The 16035-nt window shown below is 49.5% G+C and carries 14 protein-coding genes; 7 read left to right on the forward strand and 7 right to left on the reverse strand.

The window, feature by feature from the left end; translation table 11 throughout:
• Positions 1-101 precede the first annotated feature (101 nt).
• Positions 102-3770: a tetratricopeptide repeat protein gene (locus ACO0LL_RS27685; RefSeq protein WP_422954043.1), complete on the reverse strand. Its 3669-nt coding sequence runs from the start codon at positions 3768-3770 to the stop codon at positions 102-104.
• A 538-nt stretch (positions 3771-4308) separates the two neighbouring features.
• Here ACO0LL_RS27685 and ACO0LL_RS27690 point away from each other — a divergent pair.
• From ACO0LL_RS27690 to ACO0LL_RS27720, 7 genes are all read left to right on the forward strand, one after another.
• Complete coding sequence (locus ACO0LL_RS27690; RefSeq protein WP_422954044.1) at positions 4309-5148, forward strand: YdaU family protein; 840 nt, start codon at positions 4309-4311, stop codon at positions 5146-5148.
• Positions 5149-5220: 72 nt separating this feature from the next.
• A complete protein-coding gene (locus tag ACO0LL_RS27695) occupies positions 5221-6435 on the forward strand; it encodes a hypothetical protein (RefSeq protein WP_422954045.1) in 1215 nt (404 codons plus the stop codon).
• Positions 6435-7109: a hypothetical protein gene (locus tag ACO0LL_RS27700; protein ID WP_422954046.1), complete on the forward strand. Its 675-nt coding sequence runs from the start codon at positions 6435-6437 to the stop codon at positions 7107-7109. Before ACO0LL_RS27695 ends, ACO0LL_RS27700 begins: the two co-directional genes overlap by 1 nt.
• Before the next feature lie 180 nt (positions 7110-7289).
• Positions 7290-9818, forward strand: a complete 2529-nt coding sequence (locus ACO0LL_RS27705) for a beta-1,3-glucanase family protein (RefSeq protein ID WP_422954047.1) — start codon at positions 7290-7292, stop codon at positions 9816-9818.
• Between the two features lie 173 nt (positions 9819-9991).
• Positions 9992-10543 (forward strand): hypothetical protein, encoded by a 552-nt coding sequence (locus ACO0LL_RS27710; protein ID WP_422954048.1) that lies wholly within the window; start codon positions 9992-9994, stop codon positions 10541-10543.
• Between the two features lie 127 nt (positions 10544-10670).
• The gene (locus ACO0LL_RS27715) at positions 10671-11009 is read left to right on the forward strand and encodes a hypothetical protein (protein WP_422954049.1); all 339 of its coding nucleotides are present in this window, start codon (positions 10671-10673) and stop codon (positions 11007-11009) included.
• Between the two features lie 380 nt (positions 11010-11389).
• A complete protein-coding gene (locus ACO0LL_RS27720; protein WP_422954050.1) occupies positions 11390-12529 on the forward strand; it encodes a hypothetical protein in 1140 nt (379 codons plus the stop codon).
• A gap of 115 nt (positions 12530-12644) precedes the next feature.
• Here the strand turns inward: ACO0LL_RS27720 and ACO0LL_RS27725 are convergent, their stop codons facing one another.
• From ACO0LL_RS27725 to ACO0LL_RS27750, 6 genes are all read right to left on the reverse strand, one after another.
• Positions 12645-13097, reverse strand: coding sequence for a hypothetical protein (locus tag ACO0LL_RS27725; protein ID WP_422954051.1), 453 nt, complete (start codon positions 13095-13097; stop codon positions 12645-12647).
• Between the two features lie 98 nt (positions 13098-13195).
• Positions 13196-13642: a hypothetical protein gene (locus tag ACO0LL_RS27730; RefSeq protein WP_422954052.1), complete on the reverse strand. Its 447-nt coding sequence runs from the start codon at positions 13640-13642 to the stop codon at positions 13196-13198.
• Positions 13643-13815: 173 nt separating this feature from the next.
• Complete coding sequence (locus ACO0LL_RS27735; protein WP_422954053.1) at positions 13816-14262, reverse strand: hypothetical protein; 447 nt, start codon at positions 14260-14262, stop codon at positions 13816-13818.
• A 106-nt stretch (positions 14263-14368) separates the two neighbouring features.
• Complete coding sequence (locus ACO0LL_RS27740) at positions 14369-15037, reverse strand: SMI1/KNR4 family protein (protein WP_422954054.1); 669 nt, start codon at positions 15035-15037, stop codon at positions 14369-14371.
• Between the two features lie 103 nt (positions 15038-15140).
• The gene (locus ACO0LL_RS27745; protein ID WP_422954055.1) at positions 15141-15581 is read right to left on the reverse strand and encodes a type II toxin-antitoxin system VapC family toxin; all 441 of its coding nucleotides are present in this window, start codon (positions 15579-15581) and stop codon (positions 15141-15143) included.
• Positions 15578-15832 (reverse strand): type II toxin-antitoxin system Phd/YefM family antitoxin, encoded by a 255-nt coding sequence (locus tag ACO0LL_RS27750; RefSeq protein WP_422954056.1) that lies wholly within the window; start codon positions 15830-15832, stop codon positions 15578-15580. The genes ACO0LL_RS27745 and ACO0LL_RS27750 overlap by 4 nt, the downstream gene beginning before the upstream one ends.
• Positions 15833-16035 lie beyond the last annotated feature (203 nt).

Below are 16035 nucleotides of genomic sequence, written 5' to 3' on the forward strand. Positions count from 1 at the left end.
CAGCAGGGCCCGGCATGTTTGCGTGGATGGTCAGACCTTTGTCAGGCCAGCACGCCCAGGCAGGCGTGCTGTGAACCTGATCCTGGCGCGAAGTAAAATGCTTATAAGCCCTTGGTATTTTTAATAAAGAGCTTGATTATATCGACGCGTGCCTGTGTTTTTGGTGGCAGCGGCCCTGTGCGCTCGGCAAGCTGTGTGATTTCTGCATAGACTTGCCTGACCTTGGGCAAATCCTTGTTGAGCATATGAATGCTGGAGAGCAGGGCAAGATCATCGATCAGGTCTCGTTGCTCAGCTTCAGTGTCCTTTGCCAATTGCCTGCGGACAGCCAGCGCTGCATTGATATGTTCCTGTGCATCTTTGAGACGCCTTTCGGTAAACTCTACGGTCGCCAGGCTGTGGAGTATTTTGGCCAGTTCAGCTTGCAGGGCAGGGCTTAATTGCTTTTGCTCCTGCAGCAGGGTGCTGGCTTCACTAAAAGCTTTGATTGCTGCTGAGGCTCTGTTATCTGCCTCGTTGAGCAAACCCAGCCCATACAGGGCCATCGCAAATTCATTGGCGGTGTCGTTGCGTTGTGCGTAATCCAGGCGATAGATACTGATTGCTTCATTCAGGAAAATACGGCCCTGTATCAGGTCTTTGCCGATGATGTTAAACGTGCCCAGTCTGGCAAGTACCCATGCCAGCTTGCGCTTTTCAGTAGCCGGGTTTTTGTCAATTTGCTGGCGGCAAAGTGCGAGTATTTCTGCATACATCTTGCGGGCATCATCGAAGTGAAATTCTTTCAGATTGAGCTCACCCAGTTGTGACAGCGTAAAGATCAGTTCATCCGTCAATTCTGGTTTTTGCTGGACCAGTTTGCGATAATTGGCGATAGCTTCTTCCAATAGAGGTCGCGCCAGGACCGTCTTTCTCTGATTGTTCAAGGCCATGGCCAGCCTGACTTGTACCGACGCAAGATCATGCAGGTAAAGCGGTTCTCTGGCAGCAAGCTGTCGGTAGACAGTCAGGGCTTCAGTGAACAGTGCTTCGGCCAGTTGTGGCTTGTTATTCAGATTCAGGTAGCCAAACTGGCTCAAGACGCTGGCAAGTTTTTTCGCATACAACTGCGCTGAGGCTGCATCCTTTGCCGAGAGCTTGCGGTAATTGGCTGCCGCTTCTTCCAGCGCGGTGTAAGCTTCATTATTGCGTTTTTGCGTCAGGTCTATCTCTGCCATGGTGGCCAGCAAATTGGTCAGTGGTGGCAAATAAGTGTCACTATCTTTCTTGAGCAGTTTGCGGTAAAGGGCCAGGGCTTCACCATAGGCGGTATAGGCTTTTTGGGTTTGCTTGTTGACGAGCGCAGCATCGCCGAGGTTTAAATAGCTGACGGCAAGATTGTGGGTCAGCTCAGGATATTTTTCTACCTGCGCGCCATACATGCTGATGGCATCTTCAAGTGCCTGCTGTGCCTCTTGATTTTTACGTTCATTGTAATAAATCAGACCGAGTGACAATTGCGTACCTGCCAGTCTCCTTTGATAATACTCTGGTGTTTTGGCAGCCAGTTTGCGCCAGTGAACGACGGCTTCTTCATAAATCACGCGCGCTTTGTCGCTTTGCCCTGTCTGCTTGTAGATATCTGCGAGCTCATTAAGTGTTGCTGCAAAGTTGGGCCTTGCCTGATCGGCATAGCTGGATGGTACCTGGCGATAGATCGTGGCGGCTTCTTCGTAGGACGTTTGTGCTAGTGTCTGCTTTTTTTCTAATAAGTTCAGGTCGCCCAGGTTTTTGAGCGTGTCGCCATAGGCATACAGCGTATGGGCGCTCTTCTGGCTTTCTGCACGGTAGATGGCGATGGCCTCATCAAGCGCCAGCCGCGCTTCGGCATATTTTTTGTCATTCTTGTAGCTGATGCCAAGATTGGAAATACTCAGGGCAAGTTCAGGCTTGAACCGGGGCTCTTTTCCTATCGCAGTACGGTAAAAATTGACAGATTCCTGATATGCCTGTCTTGCATCTGAATATCTGTCTTCGTTGAAATGCAGCACGCCCAGATAAAAATAGGCGCTCGCCAGCCTTGGTGTATAGGTGTCTGCATCTTTCTGGATTAACTGCCGGTAGTTGGCGACGACCTCGCCGTAGGCAGCAATTGCCTTGTCAGACAGCCGCATTTGCCGGTACAAGTCACCCAGACTGATGAGCGCAGTTGTCAAGGCAGGCAAGGCAGGCAAGGCCTGTGCTGACTCTGTCGCCAGCTCTTGCTTATAGACGCGGACGGCTTCTTCATAAGCTGCCTGTGCCAGCGCCAGCTCGTTCTCTTTCTTGTTGAGCTCAGCGTAACTCTCCAGTGTCACGGCATAGCCATGCAGGGACGCCGGATTGCTTTTTATATCTTCCTTATAAAGGGCAATGGATTCATCAAAAGCCTGGCGCGCTTCAGGGTTTTTATTATCAAGTTTATCGATGAGTGCAATATTACTCAGGGCTAAGGCAAGCCCGGCATTGAACCTGGTTTCTTTTAATGCCGCAAGCCGGTAAAAACTGACTGATTCTTCATAAGTTTTTTTTGCTTCTGCATATTTTCTATCATTATGCAGAACAAAGCCCAGGTTAAGCAGCGCATTGGCCAGCTTGGGTGTGTAGGTCTGCGCATCTTTCTGGCTTAACTGGCGATAATTGGCGATAGCCTCATTAAACGCGCTGATTGCTTGCGCTTGAAGATTATTCTGCTTGTAAATGTGCGCCAGTTCTATGAGGGCCGCTGCAAACGATGGACGGGCCTCGTCAGCGTAACTGGCAGGGATTTGCCTATAGATATTGGCTGCTTCTTCGTAGGATGCTTGCGCCTGAGCCCGTTTGTTTTCGATGGCATTCAAATCCCCCAGGCTTCTGACTGAGTTGGCATGCACATACTGGGTATGGGCGCTTTTTTGCTTTTCAGCCTGGTAGATGGCAATGGCTTCATTAAAATTTGCCCGTGCTGCAGCGTATTTGTTGTCGGCTTTATTGGTGATGCCAAGATTGGACAGGCTGAGCGCCAATTCCGGTTTGAATTTTTCTTCTCTTACTACCGCAAGACGGTAAGACGCAATCGATTCTTCAAACATCTGCCTTGCTTCAGGAAGTTTTTTCTCCTGATACTGAACCACGCCCGCATGAAAAAAGGCGTTGGCCAGCCTTGGCGTGTAGGTATAGGCATCTTTCTGCACCAACTCGCGATAGTTGGCGATGACTTCGTTATAGGACGCCAGCGCTTGCGGGCGCAGAGCCTGTTCTTTGTCATGATCTGCCAGGCTATGCAGGGTCGAAGTCAATTGCGGCAAGTAAGCATCACGGTTTTTTTCTACCTGCAGACGGCTGACGGCAACTGCTTTTTCAAAATAAACCCTGGTCTGTGGCCAGTTTTTTTCTGCCTGATACAGCAAGGCCAGATTGTAGCGCAGCATGTACAGGTGTTCCTGGTAGGTTTCTGCTTTGCCTGCCTCTACCTTGTCACAGAGTTCCAGCGCTTCTTCATAGGCGACATGCGCCTCCTGGTAGCGGTTTTCCTTATGATAAATAGTGCCCTGACGGATGATGGCCGTGATCAGCTGGGGCAGGTATTTACCGGGGTTTTCTGTCGCCTGCTTGCGCAAGTTATTGGCCTCTGTTTCAGTGGCAGATAACTGCTTTTTAATCTGAGTGCTGGTAACGGTCGCCTGTTTTTCAGTAGAAGCCAGGGTACTTGGGCTATACATGGCAGGCAGCGCCAGGGCAAGGCAGAACAGGGGTTGAAATTTAACCGGCATTATGTTGTCGATGGTGGAAAATGAACCAGCTAGTATTGTACTGGGGTGCAGGTAAAAAAGCTTGGTTTCGGGCGTTGCGCCATGTTTTTTCAGGGTTTTTCTTAGACCTGGTCTGCGTTTTAAACTGACTTAAGAAAAATTTGGTGGATGCGTGCAGTTTGTGTAACATGCATCATTGCGGGGAAAGTGTATCTTAAGCTTATCTTCCGGCAGGCTGGCGTCACTACCTGGTTTTCTGAACAGCGTTTTTACACAACATTACCGCGTGCAATCAAGGCGCGCATTCAAACTACGCATCTACGCGACGTTTTAACACATCTCGCAACGCGCCTGGCCGCATATCAATTCGCGTTGCTTTCCAGTTTACACACATATCATTTTCCGCACGGGTTGTCCTGACCTGTGTCTTACTATTTTTGTTAATGAGGTTTTCATTGAATATTCTGATTCAAGCGTACAGTCACGCCCGGTCATTTGCAGGGCTGGCCATTTATTTTTCATTTCGCAGTCACAACAACAATACAAGAGGAGGGTGCGCATGAATTTTTATTCCTTCCATCTGGGAGATTATGCGTCCCACACCCGTCACCTGAGCTTGCTGGAAGACCTGGCCTACCGCCGCATGCTGGACCTGTATTACACAACTGAAGCAGCTTTGCCAGCCGACCCTGAAAAAGTCGCACGCTTGATAGGTATGCGCGAATATATGCGTGAAGTGGCAGATGTCTTGTCTGACTTCTTTGTGATCTCAGATGCAGGCCATACGAATAGTCGTTGTGAAGAAGAGCTGGCCTTATACCGGGCCAAAGCCGACCGTGCCAAGTCTGCCAACAAAGCACGCTGGGGCGGTGCCAGGGCAGGCTTGGTTGCAGAGCCAGATGAAGAATTTGAGCAAATCGGCATAGGGAAAACACTTCATGCAAACGCTCCACCTCTGAAATCAGAAACAAGATCAGAGACGAAATTGCAAACTGCACAGATCGCAACCAGTAACCATGAACCAGTTACCAGGAACGATAAACCAGTAAACAGTCAACCAATAAAAAAAACAAAACCAAAATCAAAAGCTGCGGTCACGCCGCAGCAGTGCGATGAATATTTTGAATATGCATGGGAAGATTATCCTAAAACATCTGCCTGCACCAGAATCGCAGCTTACCAGGCCTGGAATGCCCGCCTTGCAGAAGGAGCCAGCCCAGTCCACATGTTTCATGGTGCCAGTTGTTATCGCTCTTATGTTGAAGACAAGCAGGTGGAGCTGGATGCCGTGATGCATGCCAGCGTGTTCTTTGGTCCTGAACAACATTATCTGAGGGACTGGGAGGCGCGTCCCTTATGGACGCATGAAGAGACTTATTTTGATGAAGAAGAATATTGACGCTTAAGCGCATCATGCACGCAGAAAGACAGGCGTAGGAAACGATAGACCATTAACATCATAGAGGATGACATGATAAGAAACACCTACACAGGCAGGGATGGCTTGCCGTATTTTTTTCCAGTTCTGGATGACGATCTGGCGGGTTTGCCAGACAGCGACAGCAGTTCACAAGCTGATATCCCTGTATTCCAGGCAGATCGGCGACTAGATCAGGAGCAGATAGTTTCTTGGCCGCAGCAGGATATACCAATAAGGACAGACGGTATGAACGACAGGGGTGATCCCTTGTTGTTGCGTGGCAGGCAGCAGCCGGATTTACCCTTCAATAGCTGGCAACGCAACGAGATGCGTGATGTCGAGCAGGAGCCAGCCTCATGGGGTGAGTACGATGGGCAGTCTATGGATGCTGCCATGCGTTCCAATGAGCAAGGCCAGGGAGGGGCTGCGGCAGGATATACGGGGGCCGACGTGCTGCAAAAACATAAGAAACTTTTAGAGTTGCCGCCACCAGGGCTCACACGCGAGCAGGAAGTGATATGGTTGCAGCGTCAGGTATTCAAGAATGACCTGGGTTTGGATATTAGTCGTTTACCTGAGGTGGATTATGCTGACTTTGCCAGAAAGGGAAGTAAATACTATTCGCAAGTCTCGCCTGAAGATATAGGAAAAATCCGCGCGAGAATTGCTGCACATATAGCAAATAGTCCAGAACCCACACCCAGCTCCATACGCGAATGGAATGGCGCACAGTTGGGTAATTTGCAAAACCTGAACATTACTGATAACGTACTCTCTGCCAAGGCTGCACTGGAATGTATAGGTACCGTTCCTGATTGTGATCTGGCTGTCAAACAACTGAATCTGATTAATGGCAAAGACGGTAAATACGGCATGAATGTAGATTTTCATCTCGCGCAAAAAGATGAGCCCGTTGCATTCAAAATGAATGTGATGGACGACGAGGCCTTCAGAAAAAAGGTCGCAGAGAACAGCAGACTGCCTAAAAATACCGGTGGATACTGGGACAGCAATGAGTTGACGATGTATCTGCCTCGTGGCCGTAATTTCAATGTCACCGGGCATGAAATCCTGCATGCCTTGGGACGTGGTCACGACGAATTCAAATATATCGATCCTGCAATGCGGCCCGGCATTATGTCTTACGCTTCAGATATTATCCGTTCACCCAGACCAGTAGAAAGAGACTATAAAATACTGGTCGATAATTATCGCGATTATCCGGCCAGGGTGCCCCGCAGCATCTGGGATTTTTGGAGGAAGTAATGCTACCCATCATTGTTTATGAAGTCCCCAATTTATCCTGTGACGTCGCAGCGGTTGAGCAAGTGCTGAGCGCCAACGTTATGGCGCAATCGAGCTACAAGCTGGTCAATGGCATGACGCTGGTGCGCTGTCTTTCCAAGCCAGATGCGTTTGTGGTCAGCAAACCTGTTATCAAACAGGGCAAGGCTTGCGTGTTTGATGAGGTGAGCCTCAAATGGGAGAACCGGGCCTGGCATTTTCGCGAAAGCGAAAGCAGGAAATATGCAGCCCGCATCAATAGCAAAAGCCTATGTCCGTCACTCGATTATCGTGAGCAGTTTTACCCTGGCCAGCAATGGACAGAAATCTATCCTGACATGACGCTGGAAGCTTCGATGGAGATCAAGAACTTGGCTGAGCTCAGTGGCATAGCCCTGTTGCGCAAGGCAGGTTTGCCATGGGAGCGTTATGCGCGCAAGGCTGACGATCTGTCCAGGCTGCATGTAGCAGCCGTACATGAGGTAGAGGTAGCGCGGTGCCTCAATGAATGGGATCGTATCTGGCCATTCAACAAGCCTGTGCAGTGCTACCAGGCAGTGATGGGCCGGGATTTTTCTTATGTCGAATGGATGGCGTTTGCCAGATACAAGGATGGAAGCATACGTTTCAAGGGGACCAGCATTATCATTGCCTGAGATGTTGCTGCCAGGGTTGCCACTCATCAGTTCTCTAAGGGAAGGATTTGGCGGCGAGCAGCATGGATGTGTCGAAGTTGTGTTTTGATCATGTAGAATAGGCAAGGATATTGCGTCAGCCGTGGTGGGCTTGCCGCCTGCCTTTTCTACGATGTCACTACATTCTAGGAGCGTTTCCTCATGTCTTCCTTCCCCATTCAATCAACCGTCCCCGTCACGATCACCAATAATTCGCCCGCCAATAATGATAATGTCTGGGTGACGGTATATGGCAGCCTCATCATCAATCCCGGCAACAATCAGACTCCGGCGCAGGGTACCAATTATTACCTGGTGCCACCAGCGGCAGGGCAGACGCAGGTGGTGCCGACTGCTGTGACTGAGCTGGCTCCGCCAGGGCCCAATTCGCCAGATGGCGTTATCCTGCCTAGCTACACCCTCACGCAATGGGGCAATAGCCTGAGCCTGCCTGCGCCGGCTTATACGGGGGATGCAAACGGCAATAACAACCAGCAATATTCGGGGCGCATTTTGATTTCTGTCGGTGCACCCACGCAGGCCCAGGTGTCGGTCACATCCACACCTGCCTCAGTCTCGTCACCGAGCCCGGCCAGTGCGCAAGACCCGAGTACTGGCACGTTTTATGATTTTCTCGAATTTACCGTCGCCTCGAATGCGGATGGTAGCATCAATGTCGATATTGATACCTCACAGGTCGATGCCTTTGGCTTGCCCATGCAATTGCAGTTCTTCAAGGATGCTGCAGCGACCCAGACTTATAACGTTAATTTCACTGGTGACACCACCGTAGGCAGCACTCAGGTCACAGGTTTGACTGCAAGCACTGGCCTGGGTCAGGGTGTGCCAGTGACTGGCAGCGGCATTGCGCCAGGCAGCGCAGTGGTCAGCGTGCCGACGGGTGCTGACCCCACCAGCATGGTATTGAACCTGCCTGCTACCGCCACAGCTAGTGCTGCGGCACTCACTGCCGTCATGGCCGGGCCCGTCGGTGTCGTCGGCGTGCGCGATGATATTTTCAATGGCAGCGACATGAGTAATTTTGCGACCTTCATCAAGGAGCAAAGCAACAAGGATAATGCCAGCCCTTTCATGGAATGCCTGGGCGCAGCACCCATGCGCATCGTCTCGCCCAAGGACATTTGCGAGAACCCCAATGTGGCCGCCAGCGATGCGCTGAACAATTATTTCAATGCCCAGATAGATAACTTCTTTTTGCAATACTTCAGCAGCCCCGCCACATCAAGCCCTGGTGTGCCAACGAATGGCGGCGGCAATACCTTCAGCCTGCAATCCTCAGCCTTTGGCCATCCATTGACTTATAGCGGCAGCGTGGCTTTGCAGACCGACGGCAGCTATGCACTTTCATTGAAAGATGGCAGCGGCACCGACAGCAATACCTACACGATTTACTACCCGTTCTCGACACAAAATGTACTGGCTGACTACACGCCGGTTTTCCCGGTCGCTGCGCCACCTGCATGGATCAGCTCCGCCATGGCCGAGGAATCTGCCTCGCAAATGATCTTCGCCTGTGACGCCGTGTTTGCTGACAATACCCTGCGTGGCTTGAGCGGTGCCGCGCTGGCGGTGCAGGGCGATCTGGAGAATTCAATTTCTGCCGCCTTCAACCGTGGCATCATCCTCAATGACCCATCGACCTGGGGTGACAGTAGCTCTTGGTATCCAGATAGCCAGCCCTTCAACTACTGGGTCAAGTACTGGCACCAGGCTGGCCTGACCGAGAGTGGCCTGGCTTATGCTTTTCCTTACGACGACAAGTTTGGCAGCAGCACCAATATCCAGCAAAGCAGTGTCGGCAATGTCAGCATCACCCTCAGCACCTGGGGCAGTACACCCATGCCGACTGTGACACTGACAGCACCCGCCAGCGGCACGCAAGGTGGCAGCCTGCAACTGGCGGCCAGCGTTTCTGGAGGCAGCAGCAGTACAGCGCCAACTGGCAGCGTCAGCTATTTTGTCGATGGCTGTGTCATGAGCAACACTAGCAGCCAACCCAGTGTGACACTGGCAAACGGCCAGGCCGCAGCGGCCAGCTTTAGCGTCCCTGCCTTGCCTGATGGTGCCTATACCCACAGCTATACTGTCACCGCGGTCTATTCAGGCGACAGCAATTACCAGCCTGCCGTTGCCACCCAGACCGTGCAACTCACAGGCCCCAGCGGTGATTTTGCAGTCAGCCTGAGCCCGCCTCAATTCCCGGTTGGTACTACTGTCAGCGTCACCACTGTGCTGCCAGTCGCAACAGTCGCTGGCACGCTGGCGCTGAACCTCATAGATGCATCGCAAAACGTGGTCGCCAGCGTCGCTGCCTTCAGCGTCAGCAGCGCCAGCAATGTCACGCCCTTTGACATTCCCGCCAATGTGCTGAGTTTTACCGGTATCGTCACCAGCGGCAACAACCAGATCACCAGCGTCAGCAGTACCAATGACCTGACCCCTGGGCAAGTGCTGACAGGCACAGGCATACCAACAGGCACGACTATAGTCTCATTCAGCCCCGGCACGATCACCATGAGTGGTAACGCCAATACAGACGCCACAGGTGCAAGCACCGCCATTACATCCAATGCGACGCTGGTGGGATATGCGATACAGACTGTGTACATGCCAGCCGTAGGTAGCGGGACTTTGACGGGGCAGATTAATTTTGCGTTTCAGGCATGTTGATAGATCGCATAAGATGTGAGCAATCATATGCACAATACAAGACCTCTATTTTGGTAAATTGACCCATGCGAACTTATTTACTCCTGTACCTGACCGCAAAAATCTTGATTGGGTGCGTGATTGGTTCAGCGCTTTGCACACCTGTTTACGCCGGAACTTCTTTAACTGCCTGCGTGTCCCGCACTAATGACCTGGCTTGCGCGCTATTCGCAAGCCGGATCAGTGGGGCTGCCGTTCGCACCAAACCAGACGAGATGGCAGAGGTCTCTTTTCGTCTGGCATTGGGGGAACTTGTCCGTATCAACTGGAAGTTAAGCAAGACCGCGGATAAGCAATGGATATATGTGGGGATGAAGTCACAAGACCCCAATAACATCTCACCATGGGGCTGGGTCAGGTCACAGGATCTGGCAGGGGAAGAAGATTTTCGTAAAGTAGTTAACTGCTGGCCGTTTGCCTCTATTTTCGACGAATCACAGGTCGATGCCCCTGCTCTGGATGTGAAGTTTTCGCGTGCTGGCAAGACCGACTCCGCGAAAATCAAGGCCTGGTCAGTAGGGAATTTAATAAGAATAGGCGTGAGCCGTCGCGATTCTCTGGTGTATGCTTATGACCCCGACATGTTCAGGCTTACTCATGCTGGCAGCGAAGAGCGTGGGCTGAATGTAAGTCTGTTTGATCCGCCATTATTGCCGGGCTGTGCCCGCATCCAGATGCGTCGTTAGGCAAATCTGCGGTCAGTAGCAGCATTCCTATAATCAGACCGAAAGTCGGCATGATGCAGACTTTTCTCACCCCATGTCCTGCTTTAATTTTTAAAGTAATTTATTATCGAAAATCAAGAGATTAATAATGAGCGTAACAGCAAGCGTGAAGACACCACTGAATGATCAAGAGCGATTATTCAATGTTCCTGTTTGTAGCGAATCATGGTTTCGTGACGTAATTTTTCCGATTGCAAAAGCCCACAATTTGTCACTGATAGATGACTGGGGTATCTTTGTCAGTATCCAGCATGAAAACATAAACTTGTTCGTTGGCGAATTGAATACGCTTTGCGATTGCATTGAACAGCTGGATAATTTATCGACTCAGGCAAAGCAGCATACTCTCCAAAGATTGAACATCTTGTCAGTTGAGACGGTGAGAATGTTAAAGACAAGGAGTGATATTGTTGTCCTTATTGGATAAGCTGGCGAGGTCAGTCTGCACTCTCAGCGTAAGTCCGATGTATTCCAGTCCCAACAATGCGGGAATGACTTTAATATAGGATGATGAGGCGCGGCGAATTCGTAGTTAGAGTCTCATCAATCCCGGTAAAACCTGCGCAATGACCAATCCCTGCATGTCCGCTATTCCACTTGCATCACCCCACTTCGATTGATATCGTTTCATCTATGCGCTGTTGCCATGAAAGGTTTTTCCGGCATCAGGCAGACCCGCTTGCGCATAGCCGCACGCCTTTATTAACGGTGGATAACACAGGGGTGTGCAGGCGCCCACCAGATTGTGCTGTCTCTGCAGATGCACAATGCCGCTCCGGTCTATGGGCCGGATTTACACCAGAGTTCATGAAAAAATTCAATCTTAAAAAATATCTCGGCGGTTTTAGTGCGCTGCTGGCCATGAGTGGTTCCTGCTTCGCTGCAGGCTGGCAATTGACTGATCTTGGTGCTTTTGAATCGGGTACCAGTGGCGGTTATGCTTTGACGGCAGATGGTCGGGTTGGTGGTCTGTCGGCAAGAGCCGATGGTTTGCCATACCCATTTCTTAGCCAGAATGGTCAACTCGCACCCATAGGCAATACCACAGGCGTAGTGCTGGTCGCCAATAAAAATGCTCTCGCGGCAGGCCGGATCAACAGTGCTGATGGCCTGAGTGTTGAGCTGGGTATTTTCAGCGGCAACCGCACGATACGGCTGGGCAGTTTTGGCGGGAGCTACTTTCAAATCAATGGCATCAATGATAATGGCCAGGTCGTGGGCTACGGCACCTTTGTCAATTATGATGAGCACGCCTTCGTCGCCACCATAGCCGGACTGGTGGATATAGGCACCTTGGGTGGCCGCTTCAGCAGGGCAATGGCAATCAATAATGCTGGTGTTATTGTTGCCAGTGCCACCAATGCAAAAGGGCAAACTCGCTGCGCCTTGTCTTACGGCGGTGGCTTGACCGATATAGGTTCTTTGTCGTCCAAGGGCAGTTGTTTGCCAGCGGCGATTAATTCATCAGGGATGGTCGCGGGTACTGCATATAATGGCCAGGAGTATCGCGCTTTTTTATATGATGGACGGCAGTTCTCTGATCTTGGCACCCTGGGCGGTAATTACAGCGAGGCCACAGGCATCAATGATCTTGGCCAGGTCGCAGGTGCTGCCAGAATTGCCAATGGTGATTACCGCGCTTTTTTATATACCGCAGGCAGCATGCTCAATCTGGGCATGCCCGGCGGTGCCGCAGGCAATAGCTATGCACGCGGCATCAATAACAAGGGGCAGGTGATAGGTTATTACAGGCTCAGTAATGATCGCAGCCAGGTTGACCGGTCCTTCTTGTACAGCAATGGTGTGATTGCCGATGTCAGCAGTCTTGCAAGTGGCCTCACCGACATAGATTACCAAAGTCTGCACATCAACGATGCTGGCCAACTGGCCGGCACCGGCAAGATCAACGGTGTGCAGCGGGCATTTTTGTTGACTCCGCTGTCTTGAGTGATGTTGTAGATGGCCGCAGGGAATAAATAATTTTCTGCTATTGGATAGTTGCCGGTTCGCGTGGATGCGATTGAATTTTGATCGTATCTACGCAAATCGCCGAAGTGAACGCTTAACGGGGAGAAAATTGTGGAGGTATGCTGTAAGTAATGCGATCAAATGGCATGGGGAATGTAGAAAAATAATCTCTATACTGCTCTGGCAAGATAAGTTTATCTTCCTCTACAATGAAGCCTAAATCTCCTCGATCTTCTTTGGCCAGATAATACCCACCGATATCATCGTATAAATTGAAACACTGTTCCAGGGCATAGATCATGCGAACATCATTCCATGACTTTTCGCAATGAAAAGAGATTGCTGTATTCCATCTCCCATGATCATCAGGCTTTTCTGATTTCCACCAAGGTCGCCTGATCTTGACTTCTATGGGGCCAAAAGCAGCGTCACAAGAAATATCTTCTGTATCAGATTTGTCGTGCCAATCAACATCACCGAAAAGAGACCAGATGCGATGTGAGGGAAGTATCGCAGTTGTATGCAATTCAAGAATTGTATTAGTCATTTTTGTGAAAATAATTTAGTAACGGAAAACTGATACTTTAAGACGGCAACCCCAGACCAAAACACTGTTTGGCATAAAGAATGGCTTTACATCATCGTTCAGGCATTAAAAGAGAGAGCGACAAAATCCCGCTTGATGAAATTATGGGGAAACCAGTCATAGTAATTTCGTTCGGCCTCGTTCAGGAAAAAACCTGCATTACCAAGCCAAAAAACAATTGGAAAGTCATCGCGAGATACAAGATAATATCCTCCAAATTTTTGATAAAGGTCTTTGCACAATTGCATCACGAGTATTTCACGAGAGCGTACCCAGAATTTTTCGCAATCAAACGCGATTTTTAGTTTAAACGGCTGGGTATTGCTCATATTGCTTGATTCCCAGTGTGGCTCACCAAATCTCAGCATGATTTGCCCGACAGCCGCATTCGCAAATTCATCCGAAAAGTAACCTACGGGCTCAGACTTGACGTGCAAGATGTCTTCAATGTCAGAAATTTCTACATCTGCCGCTATATGAAGTATTAATTCTTGGGGTGAAGACATTTTTTCTTTCAAATAAAAACGAGATTCAGGAGCAGGGAATAAGATGCATTACAAGGTATCGCTTGCGCCTATAAACCGGATGGTGGCAAGGTGGAAACTGGTGCGTTACAACACACCCTACGCACACAGCGCTTGCCACAGCGCGTAAAGATAGAGTTTTTTCTTTAAAAATTTCAATGATCAAAGGGCGTTTCCATGAAGGCACAACTCCTGAAATTGTGAGGGTACCTGTCATGGTAATTGCGCTCGGCTTCATTGAAAATGAAGCCTTCACCCGCTGTCCAAAACTCAATGGGAGCGTGATCACGGGAGACGACATAATATCCTCTAAATCTTGTATGAAGTTCCTTGCATAATTGCATCACAAGAATTTCACGTGAGCGCACCCAGCGCCATTGACAATCAAATTCAATCCTGAACTTAAATGGCACAGGAATATCCATGTTGTCTGATTTCCAGAATGGTTTCCCGAAAATTAGCAAGACTTGTCCGATAGCTGCTGTTGCAATGTGATCGTAATAGTTACTCACAGGCTCAGACTTGATGCGCAAAATATCTTCAATGTCAGAAATTTCTACATCTGCCGCTATATGGAGTATTAATTCTTGAGGTGAAGACATTTTTTTTCAGCAAGAGTAGTGTGTTATGACGCAACAGTGTGATGATAAATGAGGATAGTGGCAAGGTAGAAATCGGTGCGTTACAAAGCACCCTGCATGCGGCAATTTATTTATATCTCTGATATAAAAATTTTGCGCAGGTCCCGGCAATTTGCGTATCTGTTGGATACAGCGAACCATCATGAATCTCTGCATAGTAGATGGAGATCATAAAATCGGCGAAAGTTTTGTACCTTAATGCACCCGGATGCCTCGGGCTTAGCCACCAGGTTTCCAACTCGCCGTCCCGTGTTTTGACATTTGGATTTAACAAAATAAACTCTTCAACCATAGCGGGAAAATGACTGACTTCGATGGCTTCATTTAAATACCTTGGACGCATATGGGGTGCGCTTTGTTCTTTCCCGTAAACAAAATATTCCTCGTCGGGTATTTTGTCATCTTCATTTGCAGTTACCCAGATTTTGTAAGTCCGGTTCGAGGAATTGGCGAATAAATCCACTTTATCAATCGAATGAAAATCGGCGCCTGTAGAATTCCACGGAGGTGATTGCAGCGTTCGAAATTGTCCATTCGATACAATTAAGAAATCCTTGTATGATTGCGGCAGTTTGGACTGAAGCCTTTTTTCAAGGGCGTCAATTGAGTCGACAGGAAGTCTTTGTGCTTTTTTCCAGAGATGTGCTTGTACTTTATTTTCTTTCTTTTCAATAGCCGAGATTTCACTATCCCAGCAGCCCAGAAAGTTTTCCCACGCTTCGGAATTGGTGCTCATGTATTTAGCATCCAGTTTGATCTCTGTCTGGTCATTAGTCTGCATCTTGCAAGAAGCCAAAACGAGCAATCCGACGGAAAGCGCTAATATTTTTTTAAAATAATTAACTGCTCGTATCATCGTTCTGAGTCCATGGATTAAGTACGAACACTCCTGTTGCTTTGAAATCATCAATGTTTCGTGTGACCACCGTCATGCCATGCACAAGCGCAGTCGCAGCGATAAGCGCATCACGCTCGCCTCGTTTGTCGGGCACATGCAAGCTGGCGCAACGCAGGGCCACGGCGGTATCGATGGCCAAGGTTCGTCCGGCAAATTCTGGCAATACATGGTGGTCCATCCAGGCCCGCAATAGCGCCCCTTGCGCTGCATCTTTGCGCTTTATCGATAAAATGCCGAGTTCCAGTTCCATGATGGTGATGGATGATACAAAGAGGTCGGCAGCGTCAACACTTTGTGCCCAGGCGGCGACCTGGGGATCAGCCTTGCCTGCTTTTACTTTTCTCAATTCAGAGACGACAATGGTGTCGAGAATGTACATCATGAGAAGTCTGCCGGACGTATGCTGATATCTGATCGTTGCGGATCAAAAGCTATGTCCTCAACACCCGGCGCTGCCAGCGCATCCGCAATGTTGCGGCGTTGTCTGGTGAGGCGTTGGTATTCTTCAAAGCTCAGCAGTACATGTGCGGGTTTACCACGGTCTGTAATAAACACTGGGCCGTTCTTGCTGGCCTTTTTTGCACGGCTGACATCCTGATTAAGCTCCCGGCTGGAGAGGGTAGTGATGGCCATGGCAACACCTCTTAAAATATCATTTGTAGGTATGTTACTACATAATGCCGGGCGATAAAAGCAGGGCTAATAATTAATTAGGACTTACGCAAAAAAAGTGAGCTATTTTAAAAATGATGTAAACCCAAAGCAGCTTTCAAGTCAGTAAACTAAGGGACATGACATCAAAACGTCCGAGCCGACTGGATTACTGCCAATACTTG

The sequence above is a fragment of the Undibacterium sp. TC4M20W genome (genome assembly GCF_049340245.1).
GTDB lineage: Bacteria > Pseudomonadota > Gammaproteobacteria > Burkholderiales > Burkholderiaceae_D > Undibacterium.